Annotated in this window: 22 protein-coding genes; 15 read left to right on the top strand and 7 right to left on the bottom strand. The window is 54.6% G+C overall.

Annotation, left to right across the window (positions count from 1 at the left end; genetic code table 11):
* Positions 1-146: 146 nt before the first annotated feature.
* The gene (gene yjfN, locus DD597_RS13110; RefSeq protein ID WP_003856009.1) at positions 147-422 is read right to left on the bottom strand and encodes a DUF1471 family protease activator YjfN; all 276 of its coding nucleotides are present in this window, start codon (positions 420-422) and stop codon (positions 147-149) included.
* Positions 423-570: 148 nt separating this feature from the next.
* Positions 571-900 (bottom strand): biofilm peroxide resistance protein BsmA, encoded by a 330-nt coding sequence (gene bsmA / locus DD597_RS13105; RefSeq protein ID WP_003856011.1) that lies wholly within the window; start codon positions 898-900, stop codon positions 571-573.
* A gap of 137 nt (positions 901-1,037) precedes the next feature.
* Between bsmA and yjfP the strand changes: the two genes are divergently transcribed.
* Complete coding sequence (gene yjfP / locus DD597_RS13100; RefSeq protein WP_045336766.1) at positions 1,038-1,760, top strand: esterase; 723 nt, start codon at positions 1,038-1,040, stop codon at positions 1,758-1,760.
* On the opposite strand, the gene ulaR is transcribed toward yjfP, so the two are convergent.
* Complete coding sequence (gene ulaR / locus DD597_RS13095; protein ID WP_003856014.1) at positions 1,757-2,512, bottom strand: HTH-type transcriptional regulator UlaR; 756 nt, start codon at positions 2,510-2,512, stop codon at positions 1,757-1,759. The genes yjfP and ulaR overlap by 4 nt on opposite strands.
* A gap of 110 nt (positions 2,513-2,622) precedes the next feature.
* A complete protein-coding gene (gene ulaG, locus DD597_RS13090; RefSeq protein WP_023315266.1) occupies positions 2,623-3,687 on the bottom strand; it encodes an L-ascorbate 6-phosphate lactonase in 1,065 nt (354 codons plus the stop codon).
* Between the two features lie 359 nt (positions 3,688-4,046).
* On the opposite strand from ulaG, the gene ulaA reads away from it, so the two are divergent.
* Genes ulaA through DD597_RS13060 form a run of 6 tightly spaced genes read left to right on the top strand, consistent with a single transcriptional unit; the run spans position 4,047 to position 8,454 of the window.
* Positions 4,047-5,447, top strand: coding sequence for a PTS ascorbate transporter subunit IIC (ulaA, locus tag DD597_RS13085; protein WP_003856019.1), 1,401 nt, complete (start codon positions 4,047-4,049; stop codon positions 5,445-5,447).
* A 12-nt stretch (positions 5,448-5,459) separates the two neighbouring features.
* Positions 5,460-5,765 (top strand): PTS ascorbate transporter subunit IIB, encoded by a 306-nt coding sequence (gene ulaB, locus DD597_RS13080; RefSeq protein WP_003856022.1) that lies wholly within the window; start codon positions 5,460-5,462, stop codon positions 5,763-5,765.
* A gap of 9 nt (positions 5,766-5,774) precedes the next feature.
* Positions 5,775-6,242 (top strand): PTS ascorbate transporter subunit IIA, encoded by a 468-nt coding sequence (gene ulaC / locus DD597_RS13075; RefSeq protein ID WP_003856024.1) that lies wholly within the window; start codon positions 5,775-5,777, stop codon positions 6,240-6,242.
* 12 nt (positions 6,243-6,254) lie between these two features.
* Positions 6,255-6,905, top strand: coding sequence for a 3-keto-L-gulonate-6-phosphate decarboxylase UlaD (gene ulaD, locus DD597_RS13070; protein ID WP_003856025.1), 651 nt, complete (start codon positions 6,255-6,257; stop codon positions 6,903-6,905).
* Positions 6,906-6,914: 9 nt separating this feature from the next.
* Positions 6,915-7,775, top strand: coding sequence for an L-ribulose-5-phosphate 3-epimerase (locus DD597_RS13065; protein WP_003856027.1), 861 nt, complete (start codon positions 6,915-6,917; stop codon positions 7,773-7,775).
* On the top strand, positions 7,768-8,454 hold the full coding sequence (locus DD597_RS13060; protein WP_023324047.1) for an L-ribulose-5-phosphate 4-epimerase: 687 nt from the start codon (positions 7,768-7,770) through the stop codon (positions 8,452-8,454). Before DD597_RS13065 ends, DD597_RS13060 begins: the two co-directional genes overlap by 8 nt.
* Before the next feature lie 134 nt (positions 8,455-8,588).
* Here DD597_RS13060 and yjfY read toward each other — a convergent pair whose 3' ends face one another.
* The gene (gene yjfY, locus DD597_RS13055) at positions 8,589-8,864 is read right to left on the bottom strand and encodes a DUF1471 family protein YjfY (RefSeq protein ID WP_017383944.1); all 276 of its coding nucleotides are present in this window, start codon (positions 8,862-8,864) and stop codon (positions 8,589-8,591) included.
* Between the two features lie 340 nt (positions 8,865-9,204).
* On the opposite strand from yjfY, the gene rpsF reads away from it, so the two are divergent.
* The 5 genes from rpsF (at position 9,205) to DD597_RS13030 (ending at position 11,726) form a co-directional block, all read left to right on the top strand.
* Positions 9,205-9,600: a 30S ribosomal protein S6 gene (rpsF, locus tag DD597_RS13050; protein ID WP_003856034.1), complete on the top strand. Its 396-nt coding sequence runs from the start codon at positions 9,205-9,207 to the stop codon at positions 9,598-9,600.
* A 6-nt stretch (positions 9,601-9,606) separates the two neighbouring features.
* The gene (gene priB, locus DD597_RS13045) at positions 9,607-9,921 is read left to right on the top strand and encodes a primosomal replication protein N (protein ID WP_003856035.1); all 315 of its coding nucleotides are present in this window, start codon (positions 9,607-9,609) and stop codon (positions 9,919-9,921) included.
* A gap of 4 nt (positions 9,922-9,925) precedes the next feature.
* Positions 9,926-10,153 carry a 30S ribosomal protein S18 gene (gene rpsR / locus DD597_RS13040; protein WP_000135199.1) on the top strand — a complete coding sequence of 76 codons (228 nt, stop codon included), beginning with the start codon at positions 9,926-9,928 and terminating at the stop codon, positions 10,151-10,153.
* A 41-nt stretch (positions 10,154-10,194) separates the two neighbouring features.
* A complete protein-coding gene (gene rplI / locus DD597_RS13035) occupies positions 10,195-10,644 on the top strand; it encodes a 50S ribosomal protein L9 (RefSeq protein WP_003856039.1) in 450 nt (149 codons plus the stop codon).
* 152 nt (positions 10,645-10,796) lie between these two features.
* Complete coding sequence (locus DD597_RS13030) at positions 10,797-11,726, top strand: DMT family transporter (RefSeq protein ID WP_017383942.1); 930 nt, start codon at positions 10,797-10,799, stop codon at positions 11,724-11,726.
* Between the two features lie 46 nt (positions 11,727-11,772).
* Here the strand turns inward: DD597_RS13030 and DD597_RS13025 are convergent, their stop codons facing one another.
* Complete coding sequence (locus tag DD597_RS13025; RefSeq protein WP_045330822.1) at positions 11,773-12,411, bottom strand: OapA family protein; 639 nt, start codon at positions 12,409-12,411, stop codon at positions 11,773-11,775.
* A 231-nt stretch (positions 12,412-12,642) separates the two neighbouring features.
* On the opposite strand from DD597_RS13025, the gene fklB reads away from it, so the two are divergent.
* Positions 12,643-13,263 carry an FKBP-type peptidyl-prolyl cis-trans isomerase gene (gene fklB, locus DD597_RS13020; protein ID WP_008502892.1) on the top strand — a complete coding sequence of 207 codons (621 nt, stop codon included), beginning with the start codon at positions 12,643-12,645 and terminating at the stop codon, positions 13,261-13,263.
* Between the two features lie 314 nt (positions 13,264-13,577).
* The gene (cycA, locus tag DD597_RS13010; RefSeq protein ID WP_003856045.1) at positions 13,578-14,987 is read left to right on the top strand and encodes a D-serine/D-alanine/glycine transporter; all 1,410 of its coding nucleotides are present in this window, start codon (positions 13,578-13,580) and stop codon (positions 14,985-14,987) included.
* 86 nt (positions 14,988-15,073) lie between these two features.
* On the opposite strand, the gene ytfE is transcribed toward cycA, so the two are convergent.
* The gene (gene ytfE / locus DD597_RS13005) at positions 15,074-15,736 is read right to left on the bottom strand and encodes an iron-sulfur cluster repair protein YtfE (RefSeq protein ID WP_003856046.1); all 663 of its coding nucleotides are present in this window, start codon (positions 15,734-15,736) and stop codon (positions 15,074-15,076) included.
* A 245-nt stretch (positions 15,737-15,981) separates the two neighbouring features.
* Here ytfE and DD597_RS13000 point away from each other — a divergent pair, with 245 nt between their 5' ends.
* Positions 15,982-17,631, top strand: coding sequence for a methyl-accepting chemotaxis protein (locus DD597_RS13000; protein ID WP_023315271.1), 1,650 nt, complete (start codon positions 15,982-15,984; stop codon positions 17,629-17,631).
* Positions 17,632-17,661 lie beyond the last annotated feature (30 nt).

Here is a 17,661-nt window from a genome sequence, read left to right as displayed (position 1 = left end):
TGGCTGTTCAACGGCAGAGCAGAGATAACGTTTACCTTTTTAATGTAACCTAATGTTACATGTTTGTTTTCGTTAGGTTTTGGGAAAGATAAAAAATTTGCAAAAGTGAAAAGCCACTAAAATTAAGTGGCTTTTATCGGAAGGGATTAGGCATAAAGAATGGCCTGCACGCGCCAGTGATTAACATGGTGATCTTCCTGCATCTGGACGATGCGATACCAGGATGCGCCCTGTTCATCGGCCTTCAGAGCGACGACACGTTCAACGTCTTGCGGACTCCCCGTGATATTATTGACGGAGATCTGACCAATCTCGTTCAGGCCCGTGACGCAATCCGCGCTGGCAAATTCGGCCGACTGCGCCGTGGTGCTCAGCAGGCCCGCTGAAAGCAATAGCGTCGTTAAAGCAAGGGTTCGTTTCATCGTCAGCTCCTTTTCACGTGTCTCCGGTATCCGCCGGGCAATCCTTCGCGAATAAACTCATTTCCATTGTTGCTGGCATGGAGTTTATTGTGGACAGGAAAATGTCTACGGACGCAAAGCAGTGTAAAAGTCGTTCAAATGATGATGCTTACTTACGGTACAAAATGCCCTGGGCGTACCACTGTCCCGTAATAATGGTTTCATCAATCATCGTGATGACGTAATAATCTGCTTTTGCGGCAACGGCCTGCGCTTCAATTGCGTCTTCTGCATCATCCGGGGAACCACGAACCATCGCGGATACGGTACCCAGGCGTTGTAATCCTTCCGTCTGATTACGACGAATTTCCTGAGGATGATCGGTAACCGGCGGCGCCGGTTCTGGCGTACCCTGCAATACGGAACATCCGCTGAGCAGCGAGACCAGCAATAAAGCGGTAAGCCTGCGCATAAACCTGTCTCTTTTCCTGATAGCCATAGTGTAGTTGTCTGCGAATTTAGTTTTGGGGGAATGTTCCCGAAGTGTTATCTGGGACGTAGATTTCGAATGAAAATATCGTGAAACCGTAATCCAGCTCTCAACATTATGAATCATTCATCAGCACAGGATCGACAATGATTGAAATTGAAACTCGCCAGCTGAGTGAGCATGAAATCATCCATGCTTTTCCGGCTGGTAAAGGTGAACAGCCGCTGCCGACGGTAGTTTTCTATCATGGCTTTCTCTCCTCGAAGCTGGTCTACAGCTATTTTGCCGTCGCGCTGGCGCAGGCCGGTTTCCGGGTGGTCATGCCTGATGCGCCGAATCATGGGGCACGCTTTACGGGCGATGAGCAGGCGCGGCTGGGGCTGTTCTGGCAAACGCTGCACGGCAATCTGACCGAGTTCGCCGGGCTGCGTGACGCGCTCTTGCAGGCCGGGCTGGTGGAGGGGAAACGGCTGGCGGTCGCAGGCGCATCAATGGGCGGAATGACGGCGCTGGGGATCATGGCCAGGCATCCGGAGGTGACGTCCGTGGCTTGCCTGATGGGATCGGGCTACTTTACGTCGCTGGCAAAGACGCTGTTCCCGCCGCAGGCCCCTCAGGAGATTGAGACCCTGTTGTCTGAATGGGACGTCAGCCATGCGCTTTCGCAGCTGGCCGATCGTCCGCTGCTGCTGTGGCATGGGGATGCCGACGACGTCGTACCGCCCGGTGAAACGTTCCGCCTGCAACAGGCGCTACAGCGCGAAGGGCTGGACAGCAATCTGACCTGCCTGTGGGGAGCGGGTGTCCGGCACCGTATTACCCCGGAGGCGCTGGAAGCAACCGTGGAATTCTTCCGCCAGCACCTTTAAACGCGCAGCACCGTGACACCCTGATCCTCCAGCTTGCTGAGGATCTCGGGGTTGGCGTTTTTGCCGGTGATCACCATGCTGATTTGCTCGGCGCGGCTGAAAAGCATGCCGGCACGTTCACCGACCTTGCTGCTGTCGACCAGCACCACCAGCTTGCCCACCACGTTAAGCATGTTCTGCTCTGCCATTGCGGTGAGCATATCGGTTTTATACAGTCCATCCGCCGTCAGGCCTTTGCCGCTGGTAAACATCCAGTGCCCGGCGTAGAGGCTGTTTTCACTGTCCTGCGGGCTCAGGGTGATGGACTGGCTCTTGTTATACTGGCCGCCCATGATCACCACGCTTTCATGTTCCTGGTCAATGAGATAATTGGCCAGCGGCAGATAGTTGGTAATGATTTGCACCGGCTTGCCGCACATTTCACGGCCCAGCAGAAACGCCGTCGAACCGCAGTTGATCACCACGCTCTCCCCGGGATTCACCAGCTGTGACGCCGCTCTGGCAATCCGCACCTTTTCATCGTGATTCTGCGCCTGGTGGATGTTCATCGGCGTCCAGCGTGGACGCTGCTGGCTGATGGCCTCTGCGCCATTGCGGACTTTTTTCAGCTTGCCGCTCTCATCCAGCTTGTTGATATCCCGTCGCGCGGTAGCGGGGGAGATCCCTAAACGTTCGATCACTTTCTCGACGGTGATAAACCCTGTTTGCGCCAGGAGTTCCAGTAAAATTTGATGCCGTTGCGCTTCCGTCATGAGCTATTCCGATAAGAATTGATTTGAAAAGATGATATTTGAAATAGCGTGAAATTACTAAATTAAAAATGACATCGCCAGACGCAGGGTCTGGCGATTGGGCCTCGGTATCAGAGGAAGGACTTGAACGGCAGATCGGGTTCAATCGTAAAGCAATCATCGAAACCACGCGGGTAGTGATACTCAAGATTGTCTTTATCCAGCGGCCAGGTGAACTTGCCGCCAACCTGCCAGATGAACGGCTTGAAGCCATACTTGAGGCGGTCTTTTTTCATCTCCCACAGGACGCGGATCTCTTGCGGATCGGCCTGGAAGTTTGACCAGATATCATGGTGGAACGGGATCACCACTTTGGTTTTCAGCGCTTCGGCCATACGCAGCATATCCGCGCTGGTCATTTTGTCGGTGATCCCGCGCGGGTTTTCACCGTAAGAGCCAAGCGCCACGTCAATCTGGTGCTCGTTACCGTGCTTCGCGTAGTAGTTGGAGTAGTGGGAGTCACCGCTGTGATACAGGGAACCGCCAGGCGTTTTGAACAGATAGTTCACTGCGCGCTCGTCCATCCCGTCTGGCAGTACGCCTGCGGCTTTCTGATCGGCAGGCAGGGTGATCAGCGCGGTGCGGTCAAAGGCATCCAGCGCGTGAATCTCAATGTCTTTGATTTTCACCACGTCGCCCGGCTTCATCACGATGCAGCGCTCTTTTGGCACGCCCCAGCCAATCCACAAATCCACGCAGGTCTGCGGCCCGATAAACGGTACGTCGTCCGCGCAGTTTTGCATTACCGCTGCCGCCACGTTCACGTCGATATGATCGTTGTGATCGTGGGTAGAGAGAACGGCGTCGATCTGGCGAATGGCAAAAGGATCAAGCACAAAAGGCGTGGTGCGCAGGTTCGGCTGGAGCTTTTCAACGCCGGCCATACGCTGCATCTGGTGGCCTTTTTTCATCAGTGGATTGCCGTGGCTCTGTTTGCCGGTGCCGCACCAGAAATCAACACAAATGTTGGCGCCGCCTTCTGATTTCAGCCAGATTCCGGTGCAGCCCAGCCACCACATCGCAAATGTGCCAGGAGCAACCTGTTCCTGCTCGATCTCTTCGTTCAGCCAGCTACCCCACTCCGGAAAGGTACTCAGAATCCATGATTCACGGGTGATGGTTTTCACTTTACTCATCGTTTGACTCCTGGTTTTAATCAAAAGTAATCATACTGTGACTTGTTGTGATTAATGCTGGCACTGTTTAAACCGATTTGCAATGGCTTATTTACGGAAAATTCCCCTCGTCACATCACAGAAAAAACATCATGACGTTGATAAGATAACCGCTATAAATGATTAATATACTGAAAATTAAGAATTTATTTATTGGATTGGTTCGGTAGTGAAAATCATTACTAACGCCATGGAAATAAATTGCGTGATCCGTCACAAATAATCAAATGCAATCTTGTGATGATTATTTGTGATTAATAGAGTGATGACACCAACCACACAGGGATTGCCCCTCGTGTTCTCATTTTCTGGAGAGAGTTATGGAGATCCTCTACAACGTCTTTACCGTTTTCTTTAATCAGGTAATGACCAACGCCCCGCTGTTGCTGGGTATCGTGACGTGCCTGGGGTACATCCTGCTGCGCAAAAGCGTCAGCGTGATTATCAAAGGCACCATCAAAACCATCATTGGTTTTATGCTGTTGCAGGCGGGGTCTGGCATTCTGACCAGCACGTTTAAGCCGGTTGTTGCCAAAATGTCAGAGGTGTACGGCATTAACGGCGCCATCTCTGACACTTACGCGTCCATGATGGCCACCATCGATCGCATGGGAGATGCATACAGCTGGGTTGGGTATGCGGTACTGCTCGCGCTGGCGCTGAACATCATTTACGTGCTCCTGCGCCGTATCACCGGTATTCGCACCATCATGCTCACCGGGCACATCATGTTCCAGCAGGCGGGTCTGATTGCCGTTTCTCTCTATATCTTCGGCTACCCAATGTGGACCACGGTCATCTGCACGGCAGTGCTGGTCTCACTTTACTGGGGCATCACCTCCAACATGATGTATAAGCCAACGCAGGACGTTACGGACGGCTGCGGTTTCTCCATCGGTCACCAGCAGCAGTTCGCCTCCTGGATTGCTTACAAAGTCGCGCCGTACCTGGGCAAAAAAGAGGAGAGTGTTGAAGATCTCAAATTGCCTGGCTGGCTGAATATCTTCCACGACAACATCGTCTCCACGGCAATTGTGATGACCATCTTCTTCGGCGCTATCCTGCTCTCCTTTGGCATTGACGTGGTGCAGGCGATGGCGGGTAAAACCCACTGGACGGTCTATATCCTGCAAACCGGTTTCTCCTTCGCTGTTGCTATTTTCATCATCACCCAGGGCGTGCGTATGTTCGTCGCCGAACTGTCGGAAGCGTTTAATGGCATCTCCCAGCGCCTGATCCCTGGCGCGGTGCTGGCGATTGACTGTGCGGCTATCTATAGCTTTGCGCCAAACGCCGTTGTCTGGGGCTTTATGTGGGGCACCATCGGCCAGCTGATTGCGGTCGGCATTCTGGTGGGCTGTGGCTCCTCAATCCTGATTATTCCTGGCTTTATCCCGATGTTCTTCTCCAACGCCACTATCGGCGTGTTTGCTAACCACTTCGGCGGATGGCGCGCAGCGCTCAAGATCTGCCTGGTGATGGGCATGGTTGAAATCTTCGGGTGCGTGTGGGCGGTCAAGCTCACCGGCATGAGCGCCTGGATGGGCATGGCGGACTGGTCAATTCTGGCGCCGCCGATGATGCAGGGCTTTGCGTCCGTCGGGCTGGTCTTTATGGCCGTCATCATCCTGATTGCCCTGGCTTATATGTTCTTCGCTGGCCGTTCGCTGCGGGCTGAAGAAGATGCAGAAAAACAAACAGCAGAAGTGTCTGCTCATTAAGGAGTTTCGATTATGACCGTACGTATCCTGGCTGTGTGTGGCAATGGGCAAGGTAGCTCCATGATCATGAAGATGAAAGTGGACCAGTTTTTAACCCAGTCAAACATTGACCACACGGTGAACAGCTGCGCAGTGGGTGAATACAAAAGTGAACTGAACGGCGCGGACATCATCATCGCCTCAACGCACATTGCCGGCGAGATTAGCGTGTCGGGCAACAAATACGTGGTAGGCGTACGCAACATGCTGTCGCCTGCGGATTTCGGACCAAAGCTGCTGGAAGTGATCAAAGAACACTTCCCACAAGACGTGAAGTAAGGATGCCACATGAAACTACGTGATTCGCTGGCAGAGAATAACTCCATCCTTTTACAGGCCGAAGCCAGCACCTGGCAGGAAGCGGTGAAGCTGAGCGTGGATCTGCTGGTTAAGGCTGACGTTGTCGAGCCGCGTTACTACCAGGCGATTCTGGATGGCGTGGCGCAGCATGGCCCTTACTTTGTGATTGCGCCAGGCCTGGCGATGCCGCATGGCCGCCCGGAAGAGGGCGTCAAGAAAACCGGCTTCGCGCTGGTGACGTTGAAAACGCCGCTGGTGTTTAACCACGAAGATAACGACCCGGTCGACATCCTTATCACTATGGCGGCTGTCGATGCCAATACCCACCAGGAGGTGGGCATCATGCAGATCGTCAATCTGTTTGATGATGAAGCTAATTTTGACCGTTTACGCGCCTGCCGTACCGCGCAGGACGTGCTGGATTTAATTGATAACGCCACTGCGGCGGCCGTTTAAGAGGAATTTAAAATGTCATTACCAATGTTGCAGGTCGCGCTGGATAACCAGACTCTGTCTCACGCTTACGAAACCACCCGTCTGATTGCGGAAGAAGTGGACATCATCGAAGTCGGCACCATTCTGTGCGTGGGCGAAGGCGTTCGTGCGGTTCGTGACCTGAAGGCGCTCTATCCGCATAAAATCGTGCTGGCGGATGCCAAAATCGCCGATGCGGGCAAAATTCTCTCTCGCATGTGCTTTGAAGCCAACGCCGACTGGGTCACCGTGATCTGCTGTGCGGATATCAACACTGCGAAAGGCGCGCTGGACGTGGCGAAGGAGTTCAATGGCGACGTGCAGATTGAACTGACCGGTTTCTGGACCTGGGAGCAGGCGCAGGAGTGGCGCGAAGCAGGTATCCAGCAGGTGGTTTATCACCGCAGCCGTGATGCGCAGGCCGCAGGCGTGGCGTGGGGTGAAGCCGATATCAGCGCGATCAAACGTCTGGCCGATATGGGCTTCAAAGTGACCGTAACCGGTGGCCTGGCGCTGGAAGATCTGCCGCTGTTCAAGGGGATTCCAATTCACGTCTTTATTGCCGGTCGTAGCATTCGCGATGCGGAATCTCCGGTGGAAGCGGCGCGTCAGTTTAAACGCTCAATCGCTCAGCTTTGGGGTTAAGGAGCGGGTATGTTGTCAAAACAGGTCCCGCTTGGCATCTATGAAAAGGCACTCCCTGCGGGGGAGTGCTGGCTGGAGCGGTTACAGCTGGCGAAGCAGCTGGGTTTCGATTTTGTCGAAATGTCGCTGGATGAGACGGACGAGCGTCTTGCTCGCCTGGACTGGAGCCGCGACCAGCGTCTGGCGCTGGTGAGCGCCATTGCCGAAACCGGCGTGCGCGTGCCATCCATGTGCCTGAGCGCTCATCGTCGTTTTCCGCTTGGCAGCGAAGATGATGCCGTACGCGCCGAAGGGCTGGAGATCATGCGTAAAGCTATTCGCTTCGCACAGGATGTCGGCATCCGCGTGATCCAACTGGCGGGTTATGATGTTTACTATCAGGAAGCCAATGATGAAACGCGCCGTCGTTTCCGTGACGGCCTGAAAGAGAGCGTTGAGATGGCAAGCCGTGCGCAGGTGACGCTGGCGATGGAGATCATGGATTATCCGTTGATGAACTCCATCAGCAAGGCGCTGGGCTACGCGCACTATCTGAATAACCCGTGGTTCCAGCTTTATCCGGATATCGGCAACCTGTCGGCATGGGATAACGACGTACAGATGGAGCTTCAGGCGGGCATCGGGCATATCGTGGCGGTGCACGTTAAAGATACCCGTCCCGGCGTGTTTAAAAACGTACCGTTCGGCACCGGGGTGGTGGATTTCGAACGGTGCTTCCAGACGCTCAAACAGACAGGTTATTGCGGGCCTTACCTGATTGAGATGTGGAGCGAAACCGCGGACGATCCGGCGGCAGAAGTGGCGAAAGCCCGGGACTGGGTGTGCGAGCGCATGGCGCGGGCAGGACTGATGGAGGCGGAACATGCTTAAGCTGAAACAGCAGGTCTTTGAAGCCAATATGGATCTCCCGCGCTATGGACTGGTGACGTTTACGTGGGGCAACGTAAGCGCCATCGATCGCGAGCAGGGGCTGGTGGTGATTAAGCCGAGCGGCGTGGCCTATGACGCCATGAAAGCGGACGATATGGTGGTGGTTGACCTGGAAGGACAGGTCGTTGAAGGCAAATGGCGTCCTTCTTCTGATACGGCAACCCATCTGGCGCTGTACCAGCGTTACCCGTCCTTGGGGGGGATAGTACATACCCATTCCACGCACGCCACCGCCTGGGCACAGGCCGGGCTGGCGATCCCTGCTTTGGGTACAACGCACGCGGACTACTTCTTCGGTGATATTCCCTGCACGCGGGCGTTAACGCAGACTGAGGTCGAAGGCGAGTACGAACTTAACACCGGCAGGGTCATTATCGAAACGCTGGGTGAGACGGAACCACTGCATACGCCGGGTATTGTGGTGTACCAGCATGGTCCATTCTCCTGGGGTAAAGATGCGCATGACGCCGTGCATAACGCGGTGGTGATGGAAGAGGTGGCCAGAATGGCGTGGATTGCGCGCGGCATTAACCCACAGCTTCAGGGCATTGATGATTATCTGATGAACAAGCATTTCATGCGTAAGCACGGCCCGAATGCTTATTACGGGCAGAAGTGAATAAGTGCTCTGGAATACCGAAACAGTTGTAACCGGTGGTATTCCGGAGCCATTCATAAAAAAGCCCCCGGGCAGGGGGCAAATTATATATGGCTTTGATTTTCTTTGGCTTTCCTGGTGCTAGCGATAAAGCGTTACTGGTAAATATCTGCACTGGCGTGCATATTACCGTTGCTGCCGGGCTCACGTGTCAGCATGACGTGATAGTATTTTGCGCCCTGCGCATCGGTTTCTTCATTAAGCGCCTGATCTGCTTCACTTTCAGTGGCGAAGTTATGATTGATGTAAATAACGCCTAAGCTCTGCACATCATCCATGTTTCTGGCCTGTTGGCTGTCTATTCTGATGGCTGCCATCGCGTTTGCACTGAGCAAAAGCGCAGCCAAAATGGCGATTGCGATTCTTTTCATGATATGCGCTCCACGACTGCGTGCTGTGATACGGGGGAATGCTCTCCTTCTCTGTTCAGGGTTTCTGATTAAAGTGTAATCGCTACCCGGGTTGGGATGGGTGACCATTTCTGATGATGTTGTTCAAAAAAACAGCGCTTCTGATGAGTGCGATTTTAAATCACCCACTTAGAACAGCTTTACCCTTTGTGCGAATTATTTGTGCAATCAGCTTGAGTTTCCTGGGGAGCGCAAGTATTATGACGCGTCAATTTTTCAGCCGACCTTTAACACGTTCCTTGCCTCCCCGGGCCTCGGCTGACCCAGACAGGAGGCTGAATAATCCGTAAGGAGCAATTCGATGCGTCATTACGAAATCGTTTTTATGGTCCACCCTGACCAGAGCGAACAGGTTCCGGGCATGATCGAGCGTTACTCTGCTGCCATCACTGGTGCAGAAGGCACGATCCACCGTCTGGAAGACTGGGGCCGCCGTCAGCTGGCTTACCCGATCAACAAACTGCACAAAGCACACTACGTTCTGATGAACGTTGAAGCTCCGCAGGAAGTGATCGATGAGCTGGAAACTACCTTCCGCTTCAACGATGCCGTTATCCGCAGCATGGTTATGCGTACCAAACACGCAGTGACCGAAGCATCTCCGATGGTTAAAGCGAAAGACGAGCGCCGTGAGCGTCGCGATGATTTCGCAAACGAAACCGCAGATGATTCTGATGCTGGGGATTCTGAAGAGTAATTTCTGATGACCAACCGTCTGGTGTTGTCCGGCACCGTGTGCAGGACCCCCCTTCGAAAGGTCAGCCCATCAGGAATTCCGCATTGCCAGTTCGTGCTTGAGCATCGTTCTGTGCAAGAGGAAGCCGGGTTTCACCGGCAGGCGTGGTGCCAAATGCCCGTAATTATTAGCGGACACGAAAACCAGGCCATTACTCACAGTTTAACGGTCGGTAGCGCAGTAATCGTTCAGGGGTTCATTTCTTGCCACAAGGCAAAGAACGGCCTGAGCAAAATGGTTCTGCATGCCGAGCAGATTGATTTGATAGATTCTGGAGACTAGCCATATGGCACGTTATTTCCGTCGTCGCAAGTTCTGCCGTTTCACCGCGGAAGGCGTTCAAGAGATCGACTATAAAGATATCGCAACGCTGAAAAACTACATCACCGAAAGCGGTAAGATTGTCCCAAGCCGTATCACCGGTACTCGTGCAAAATATCAGCGTCAGCTGGCTCGCGCTATCAAACGCGCTCGCTACCTGTCTCTGCTGCCGTACACTGATCGTCATCAGTAATCGGGCACGGTCCATTAATACGACTTTAAGAGGATAAGGTAATGCAAGTTATTCTGCTTGATAAAGTAGCAAACCTGGGCAGCCTGGGTGATCAGGTAAACGTTAAAGCGGGTTACGCTCGTAACTTCCTGGTTCCACAGGGTAAAGCTGTTCCAGCTACTAAGAAAAACGTAGAGTTTTTCGAAGCACGTCGTGCTGAACTGGAAGCCAAACTGGCTGACGTTCTGGCGGCTGCTAACGCTCGCGCTGAAGCAATCAACGCACTGGGCACCGTTACCATCGCGTCCAAAGCTGGCGACGAAGGTAAACTGTTCGGTTCCATCGGTACCCGCGATATCGCTGATGCAGTTACTGCGGCAGGCGTTAAAGTGGCTAAGAGCGAAGTTCGTCTGCCGAACGGCGTTCTGCGTACCACTGGTGAGCACGAAGTTGACTTCCAGGTTCACAGCGAAGTATTCGCTAAACTGGTTGTTAACGTAGTAGCAGAGTAATTTTTTACTCTGCTCGCGTCGAAGCGCCGGCCTTGTGCCGGCGTTTTGCTTTTTAGCATGACCCTACGTCATCTTTTGCTCTTGTAAGGTCGCTATTCCTGACGCATTCTCTAATAATAAATTGAAACGCAATTTTATTTATGAGATTTGTCATGGATACTGCTCTGCCCACGCCCGTCTTTGCCCGTCGAAATGTGGCCTATGCCTGCGCCACGCTCTGCTGTCTGCTTTGGGGAAGCTCGTACCCGGCCATTAAAAGTGGCTACGAACTCTTTCAGATCGCGACCGATGATATCCCCTCCAAAGTCGTCTTTGCCGGATACCGTTTTCTGTTTGCCGGCGCGTTGCTGCTGCTTTTTGCCCTGGCCCAGCGAAAACCGATTGGCAGGCTCACGCCCACGCAGTTTGGCCAGCTCACGATCCTCGGACTGACCCAGACCTCCCTCCAGTACACCTTCTTTTATATCGGCCTGGCCTACACGACCGGGGTGAACGGCTCCATCATGAATGCCACCGGGACCTTCTTCAGCGTGCTGCTGGCGCACTTTATCTACCACAACGACAAACTCAGCTATAACAAAACGCTGGGGTGTGTTCTGGGCTTTGCCGGGGTGATGCTGGTGAACTTCCACAGCGGGTTAAGTGAGTTCCAGTTTGTGTGGAAAGGTGACGGATTTGTGGTGCTGGCCGCCTTTATTCTCTCTGCGGCCACGCTTTACGGGAAACGCATTTCCCAGACCGTTGACCCGACGGTGATGACGGGATGGCAGCTGGGGATAGGCGGGGCGGCACTGGTTGCGGGAGGCTATGCCACGGGCGGGACGCTGGAGGTGCACAGCATGAAAGCCGTCGCCGTGCTGGGGTATCTGACGCTGCTCTCATCCGTGGCGTTCGCCCTGTGGAGCGCGCTGCTGAAAGTAAACCGCGTGAGTATGATTGCCCCGTTCAACTTTGTCATACCTGTAGCAGGGACGGTGCTCTCCGCCATCTTCCTCGGCGAAAACATTCTGGACATCAAATACGCGATTGCGCTGGTGCTGGTCTGCTCGGGGATCTGGTGGGTGAATAAACGGCGTGCCTGAGAACAAAAGTGCCGGGTGGCGGCATCGCCTTACCCGGCCTGGGCCATTAACGTGCTCTGATGAAACTGCCGTCCGGCTGGCGGGTAAACAGTACCTGCTGCCCGTTTCCGGTATCGATCGTTAACCCGGTCACCACGCCGCTGGCGTTCTGACGGATCTGCACCATCTGACCATTTTGCAGGTTGCTGAGCGGCTTGCCTGCCCCCTCGACTTGCGCCATGGCATACACATCCGTTGCTGGCAAATTGTGGTCGCGGAACAGCTGGGCAAGAGTTTTCCCAGGCTCTACGCGATACGAACGCCACTGCTGCTCAATGCCGGTGGGCTGTTGCGCCTGTGGCTCTGAAGGGGCGGCGGCCTGCTCCTGATCTTCCTGAACAGGTTCAGGTTCAACCGGCGCAACCTGGCCCGGATCGTTAGACGGTGTGACCAGCTGCGTCTGCATCGGCTGTGAACCAGGCTGCGGCTGGCTTTGCGACTGGATATCCAGCTCAGCATTCCGGCTGACCGGCGCGGTATCAACGTTGTCACTGCCGGAAGGAAGCAGGAAGCCGATGACGATCAGCAACGCGCCGATGATAATGCCTCTGCGATGCAAAGGCGGCAGCGGGTCCATGATGCGAAAGTTATCCGGCGCATGCCAGATTTTCGCCAGGGTAGGTTTCAGTTCAAATCGCCCGGGCATGGCTCTCCTCCTGCTCCGCGTCTTTTTATCCTGTCCTGAGAAGTGTAGTTTGCTAACTGCCTGATGGGCGTAACAAAGCCAGCTTTCGTGACATATATTAGGGAAAATCCTGACGGCTACTATTGTTTCCGTTTCGTCGCAGTTTGTCACCTTTACTTAAGACAAAGTTTTACCCATAAGGGCATGGCTGATATGCTGCCCGCTACTTTAAATGTGATGGAAGGAAAACCCATGACCACCCCGACTTTTGACACTATCGAAGCGCAGGCAAGCTACGGCATCGGCTTGCAGGTAGGACAGCAGCTGAGCGAATCCGGCCTGGAAGGTCTGTTACCGGAAGCGCTGGTGGCGGGTATCGCTGACGCGCTGGAAGGCAAGCAGCCCGCTGTGCCGGTTGACGTTGTGCACCGTGCGCTGCGTGAAATCCACGAACGTGCTGACGCCGTACGTCGCGCGCGTTTCGAAGAGATGGCGGCAGAAGGCGTGAAATATCTGGAAGAGAACCGTGAGCGTGAAGGCGTGAACAGCACCGAGTCCGGCTTGCAGTTCCGCGTAATCAATCAGGGTGATGGCGCAATCCCGGCGCGTACCGACCACGTTCGCGTACACTACACCGGTAAGCTGATCGACGGTACCGTGTTCGACAGCTCCGTCGCGCGTGGCGAACCGGCTGAGTTCCCGGTCAACGGCGTTATCGCAGGCTGGATCGAAGCCCTGACCCTGATGCCAGTAGGTTCCAAATGGGAACTGACTATCCCGCACAACCTGGCTTACGGCGAGCGTGGCGCTGGCGCGTCCATTCCGCCATTCAGCACCCTGGTGTTTGAAGTCGAGCTGCTGGAAATCCTGTAATCGGTTTTTCTTATTTTCCTCTCTCCGATCGGGGAGAGGAAAATAGCGATAAAACCCGGAGTTACGACGGAATCAACATTTTGTATTGCAAACGAAACTGTTACGTGTATTTTTGTGAGCTGTTTCGCGCTGTATGAGTGATATGACACTCACTTTCAACATATTATTAACATAATATTCAAATCATAGTATTCATCCCGCCGATTCTTACCTACTATCGATTAGTCCTTACACAGGGGCCGTCATTTATTTGGCGTAAATAAAGGCCAGAAGAGCCTTAACAACACAGACAGGCATAAACAGGAAAATATCACATGGTAGATCAGGTCAAAGTCGCCGCCGCAGAAGAGGCGACGTCTGAACAGTCGCTACGGCGAAATCTCACGAACCGTCACATTCAGCTTATTGCCATTGGCGGAGCCATCGGCACAGGGCTGTTTATGGGCTCGGGCAAAACCATCAGTCTTGCCGGCCCGTCGATCATCTTCGTTTATATGATCATCGGTTTTATGCTCTTTTTCGTGATGCGTGCAATGGGTGAATTGCTGCTCTCGAATCTTGAATACAAATCCTTCAGCGACTTCGCGTCAGACCTGCTCGGCCCGTGGGCGGGCTATTTTACCGGCTGGACCTACTGGTTCTGCTGGGTGGTCACCGGCATGGCTGACGTTGTGGCCATCACGGCGTACGCGCAATTCTGGTTCCCAGGGCTATCGGACTGGGTGGCTTCGCTGGCGGTGATTGTCCTGCTGCTGAGCCTGAACCTCGCCACCGTTAAAATGTTCGGTGAGATGGAGTTCTGGTTCGCGATGATCAAAATCGTCGCCATCATCGCGCTGATTGTCGTCGGGCTGGTGATGGTGCTGACGCACTTCCAGTCGCCAACCGGCGTACAGGCGTCGTTTGCCCATCTGTGGAATGACGGCGGCTGGTTCCCGAAAGGGATCAGCGGCTTCTTTGCCGGCTTCCAGATTGCGGTGTTCGCGTTTGTCGGGATTGAGCTGGTCGGTACCACGGCGGCGGAAACCAAAGATCCGGAGAAATCCCTGCCGCGCGCGATCAACTCCATTCCGCTGCGTATCATCATGTTCTACGTGTTCGCGCTGATCGTCATTATGTCCGTGACGCCATGGAGTTCGGTGGTGCCAACCAAGAGCCCGTTCGTCGAGCTGTTCGTGCTGGTGGGACTGCCTGCTGCCGCGAGCCTGATTAACTTCGTGGTGCTGACCTCTGCGGCCTCTTCCGCGAACAGCGGCGTCTTCTCCACCAGCCGTATGCTGTTCGGTCTGGCGCAGGAGGGCGTTGCTCCGAGCGCGTTTGCCAAACTGTCTAAACGCGCGGTACCGGCGAAAGGGCTGACCTTCTCCTGCATCTGTCTGCTGGGCGGTGTGGTGATGCTCTACGTCAACCCGAGCGTAATCGGCGCGTTCACCATGATCACTACGGTGTCGGCGATCCTGTTCATGTTCGTCTGGACCATTATCCTCTGCTCATACCTGGTGTACCGCAAACAGCGTCCACACCTGCATGAGAAGTCGATCTACAAGATGCCGCTGGGCAAGCTGATGTGCTGGGTGTGCATGGCGTTCTTCGTCTTCGTGCTGGTGCTGCTGACGCTGGAAGAAGATACCCGCCAGGCGCTGATCGTCACGCCGCTGTGGTTTATTGCGCTGGGGCTGGGCTGGCTGTTTATCGGTAAGAAACGTATGGCGAGCATGCGTTAAGCATGTTGCCGGGTGGCGCTGACGCTTACCCGGCCTACGTTCGCGGACGTTGTAGGCCCGGTAAGCGCTAGCGCCGCCGGGCTTTTTTATTCCCCCGCTAATGCACGCGGGAACAGAACGTTATTCTCAAGACTGATGTGTTCCATCAGATCGTCGATCATCTCGTTAATGCCGTTGTACATGGCTTTCCAGGTGGTGCACGCCTCTGGCGGCGGTGTGACGTTGTCGGTGGTGTGTTTAATCACTTCCAGCAGTTCGCCGGCGTCATCATGTTCGCTTTCCATCACGCTGATGGGCCCCATGGCCTGGCTGCCCATGCCCTGTTTGATCATCGGGAAGAGGATCTGCTCCTCTTTCATCATGTGGCTGGAAAGTTCTTCGTGCAGCATGGTCAGGTATTTCGCCAGGCCGCGCGGTACGGAAGGTTTATCGGCATGAACGCGTTCAACTTTGGTCGCCTGTAAAATCAGCTCCGGCAGCTGCTCGCGGTGACGATCGTGGTAACGCACAATGATATGGTCGATGATTTCAGCCAGCGGCGCAGTGCGCCAGTCTTTGTCGACGGGCTGTTCAGCCAGCTGAGCCAGCTCCGCTTCGATAGCCTCTACATCCAGCTCTTTACGCGACGCTGCGCGCGCCAGCGTTTGCTTACCACCGCAGCAGTAATCCATATCATATTTACGGAACAGCGCAGAAGCGCGAGGGATGGAGAGCGCCAGCTCGCCTAAGGGTTGGTCGCGGAAGGCCATAGCAGTTACCTCATCATCAGAAATATAAGATGCATTTTAAATGCATCTTTAAGTGGATACTATAACCCTTTAGAGGCAAGGGTGAAAACGAGAAAGGGATCACAAAAAAAGCATGCTTTTAACTTGCTGATTGAATGCAGAAAAGGGCTTTCGAAAGTTTTTAAAGGTGGAGAAACAGTAAACAACCCGCCGCGCGTGCCGATAGATACAGGTCAGACAATACCTGTATATAAAAAAGGCAACGCATGTTTAAACGTATAAAAGTCATTACTCTTTTGATTTCGGTGCTGCTTGTGCTCGGCATCATGCAGCTGATCTCCGCTGGCATTTTCATTAATGCACTCAATAACGATAAAGAGAACTTCACCGTTTCTCAGCTTTCCAGCCAGAACGTCGCTGAGTTTACCGACGCCTGGATCAGCCTGAACCAGGCGCGCGTCACCCTCAACCGCGGCATGCTGCGCCTGCAAAGCAGCATGGCGTCGCAGATTAACGGCGGGCAGCTGAACGAGCTGGTCAATACCGCGAAAAACCTGCTGGCCGATGCCCAGACCCATTACGATAAATACTATGCGCTGCCGGAAACGCCGGGTATGGACGAGCACCTGGCCGATCGCCTGGAAGAGCAGTACCGCGTCTACTCCGCCACGCTGACGCAAATGAACGTTCTGCTGGGGCAGGGCAATCTGGAAGATATGTTCAAACAAAATGCCGAACAGAAGCAGACCGCGATGCAAAAGGTTTATCGCGAGTGGCGTGAGGCGCAGGCCGCGCTGACCGCCAAAGGTATCCAGGACAATGAAAGCGACTACAAACGCATTCTGTGGATCCTTTCTGCGGTGATGCTGCTGGTGATCGCGGTGATTATTTCCAGCTGGATTGCGATGCGCCGCGTGCTGCTGCTGCCGCTGGAAGAGGTGATCAACCATATCCGCGCCATTGCCGCAGGGGATTTAACCCAGCCGATTCAGGCTGAGGGTAAAAATGAAATGGCGATCCTGGCGCGCAACGTTCAGGAGATGCAGACTGCGCTGGCCAACACGGTGGGCGTGGTGCGTGAAGGCGCTGATACCATCTACACCGGCGCGGGTGAAATCTCGGCGGGCAGCAACGATCTCTCCTCCCGTACCGAGCAACAGGCCGCTTCTCTGGAAGAGACGGCAGCCAGCATGGAACAGTTAACCGCCACCGTGAAGCAAAACGCCGATAACGCGCGTCAGGCGTCGCGTCTGGCGCTGGACGCCTCTTCCACCGCGAAGAAGGGCGGTAACGTGGTCGAGGGCGTTGTGCGCACCATGGATGAAATCGCCACCAGTTCCAGCAAAATCGCGCAAATTACTAACGTGATCGACGGCATTGCTTTCCAGACCAATATTCTGGCGCTGAACGCGGCGGTAGAAGCGGCGCGCGCGGGCGAGCAGGGACGTGGCTTCGCGGTTGTCGCGGGCGAGGTGCGTACCCTTGCGCAGCGCAGCGCGCAGGCGGCGAAAGAGATCAAAGCGCTGATCGATGATTCCGGCGAACGCGTCAACGCGGGTTCTCAGCTGGTAAATGAAGCGGGCGCGACGATGGCGGAGATCGTCAATGCGGTTACGCGCGTAACGGACATCATGGGTGAGATTGCGTCGGCCTCCGACGAACAGAGCCGCGGTATCGACCAGGTGGGTCAGGCGGTGGCGGAGATGGATCGCGTCACCCAGCAGAACGCCTCGCTGGTGGAAGAGTCTGCGGCGGCAGCGGCGGCGCTGGAAGATCAGGCAGCACGCCTGAACGACGCGGTGGCGGTGTTTAAGATCACCCGCAACCAGGCGGTGAAAGCCGCGCCCGTGAAGGCTTACGCGCCTAAGGCGCAGCCCGTAGCAACGGCGTCTGAAGCGAACTGGGAGACGTTCTAAAGGCTTGCCCGGTGGCGGCTACGCCTTACC

The organism is Enterobacter cloacae complex sp. 677-3DZ2D5B, from assembly GCF_004136695.1.
Taxonomy (GTDB): Bacteria; Pseudomonadota; Gammaproteobacteria; order Enterobacterales; family Enterobacteriaceae; genus Enterobacter; species Enterobacter hormaechei_C.
Note: the sequence above shows the minus strand (reverse complement) of the source record. Positions and strands in the feature narration are given on the sequence as shown.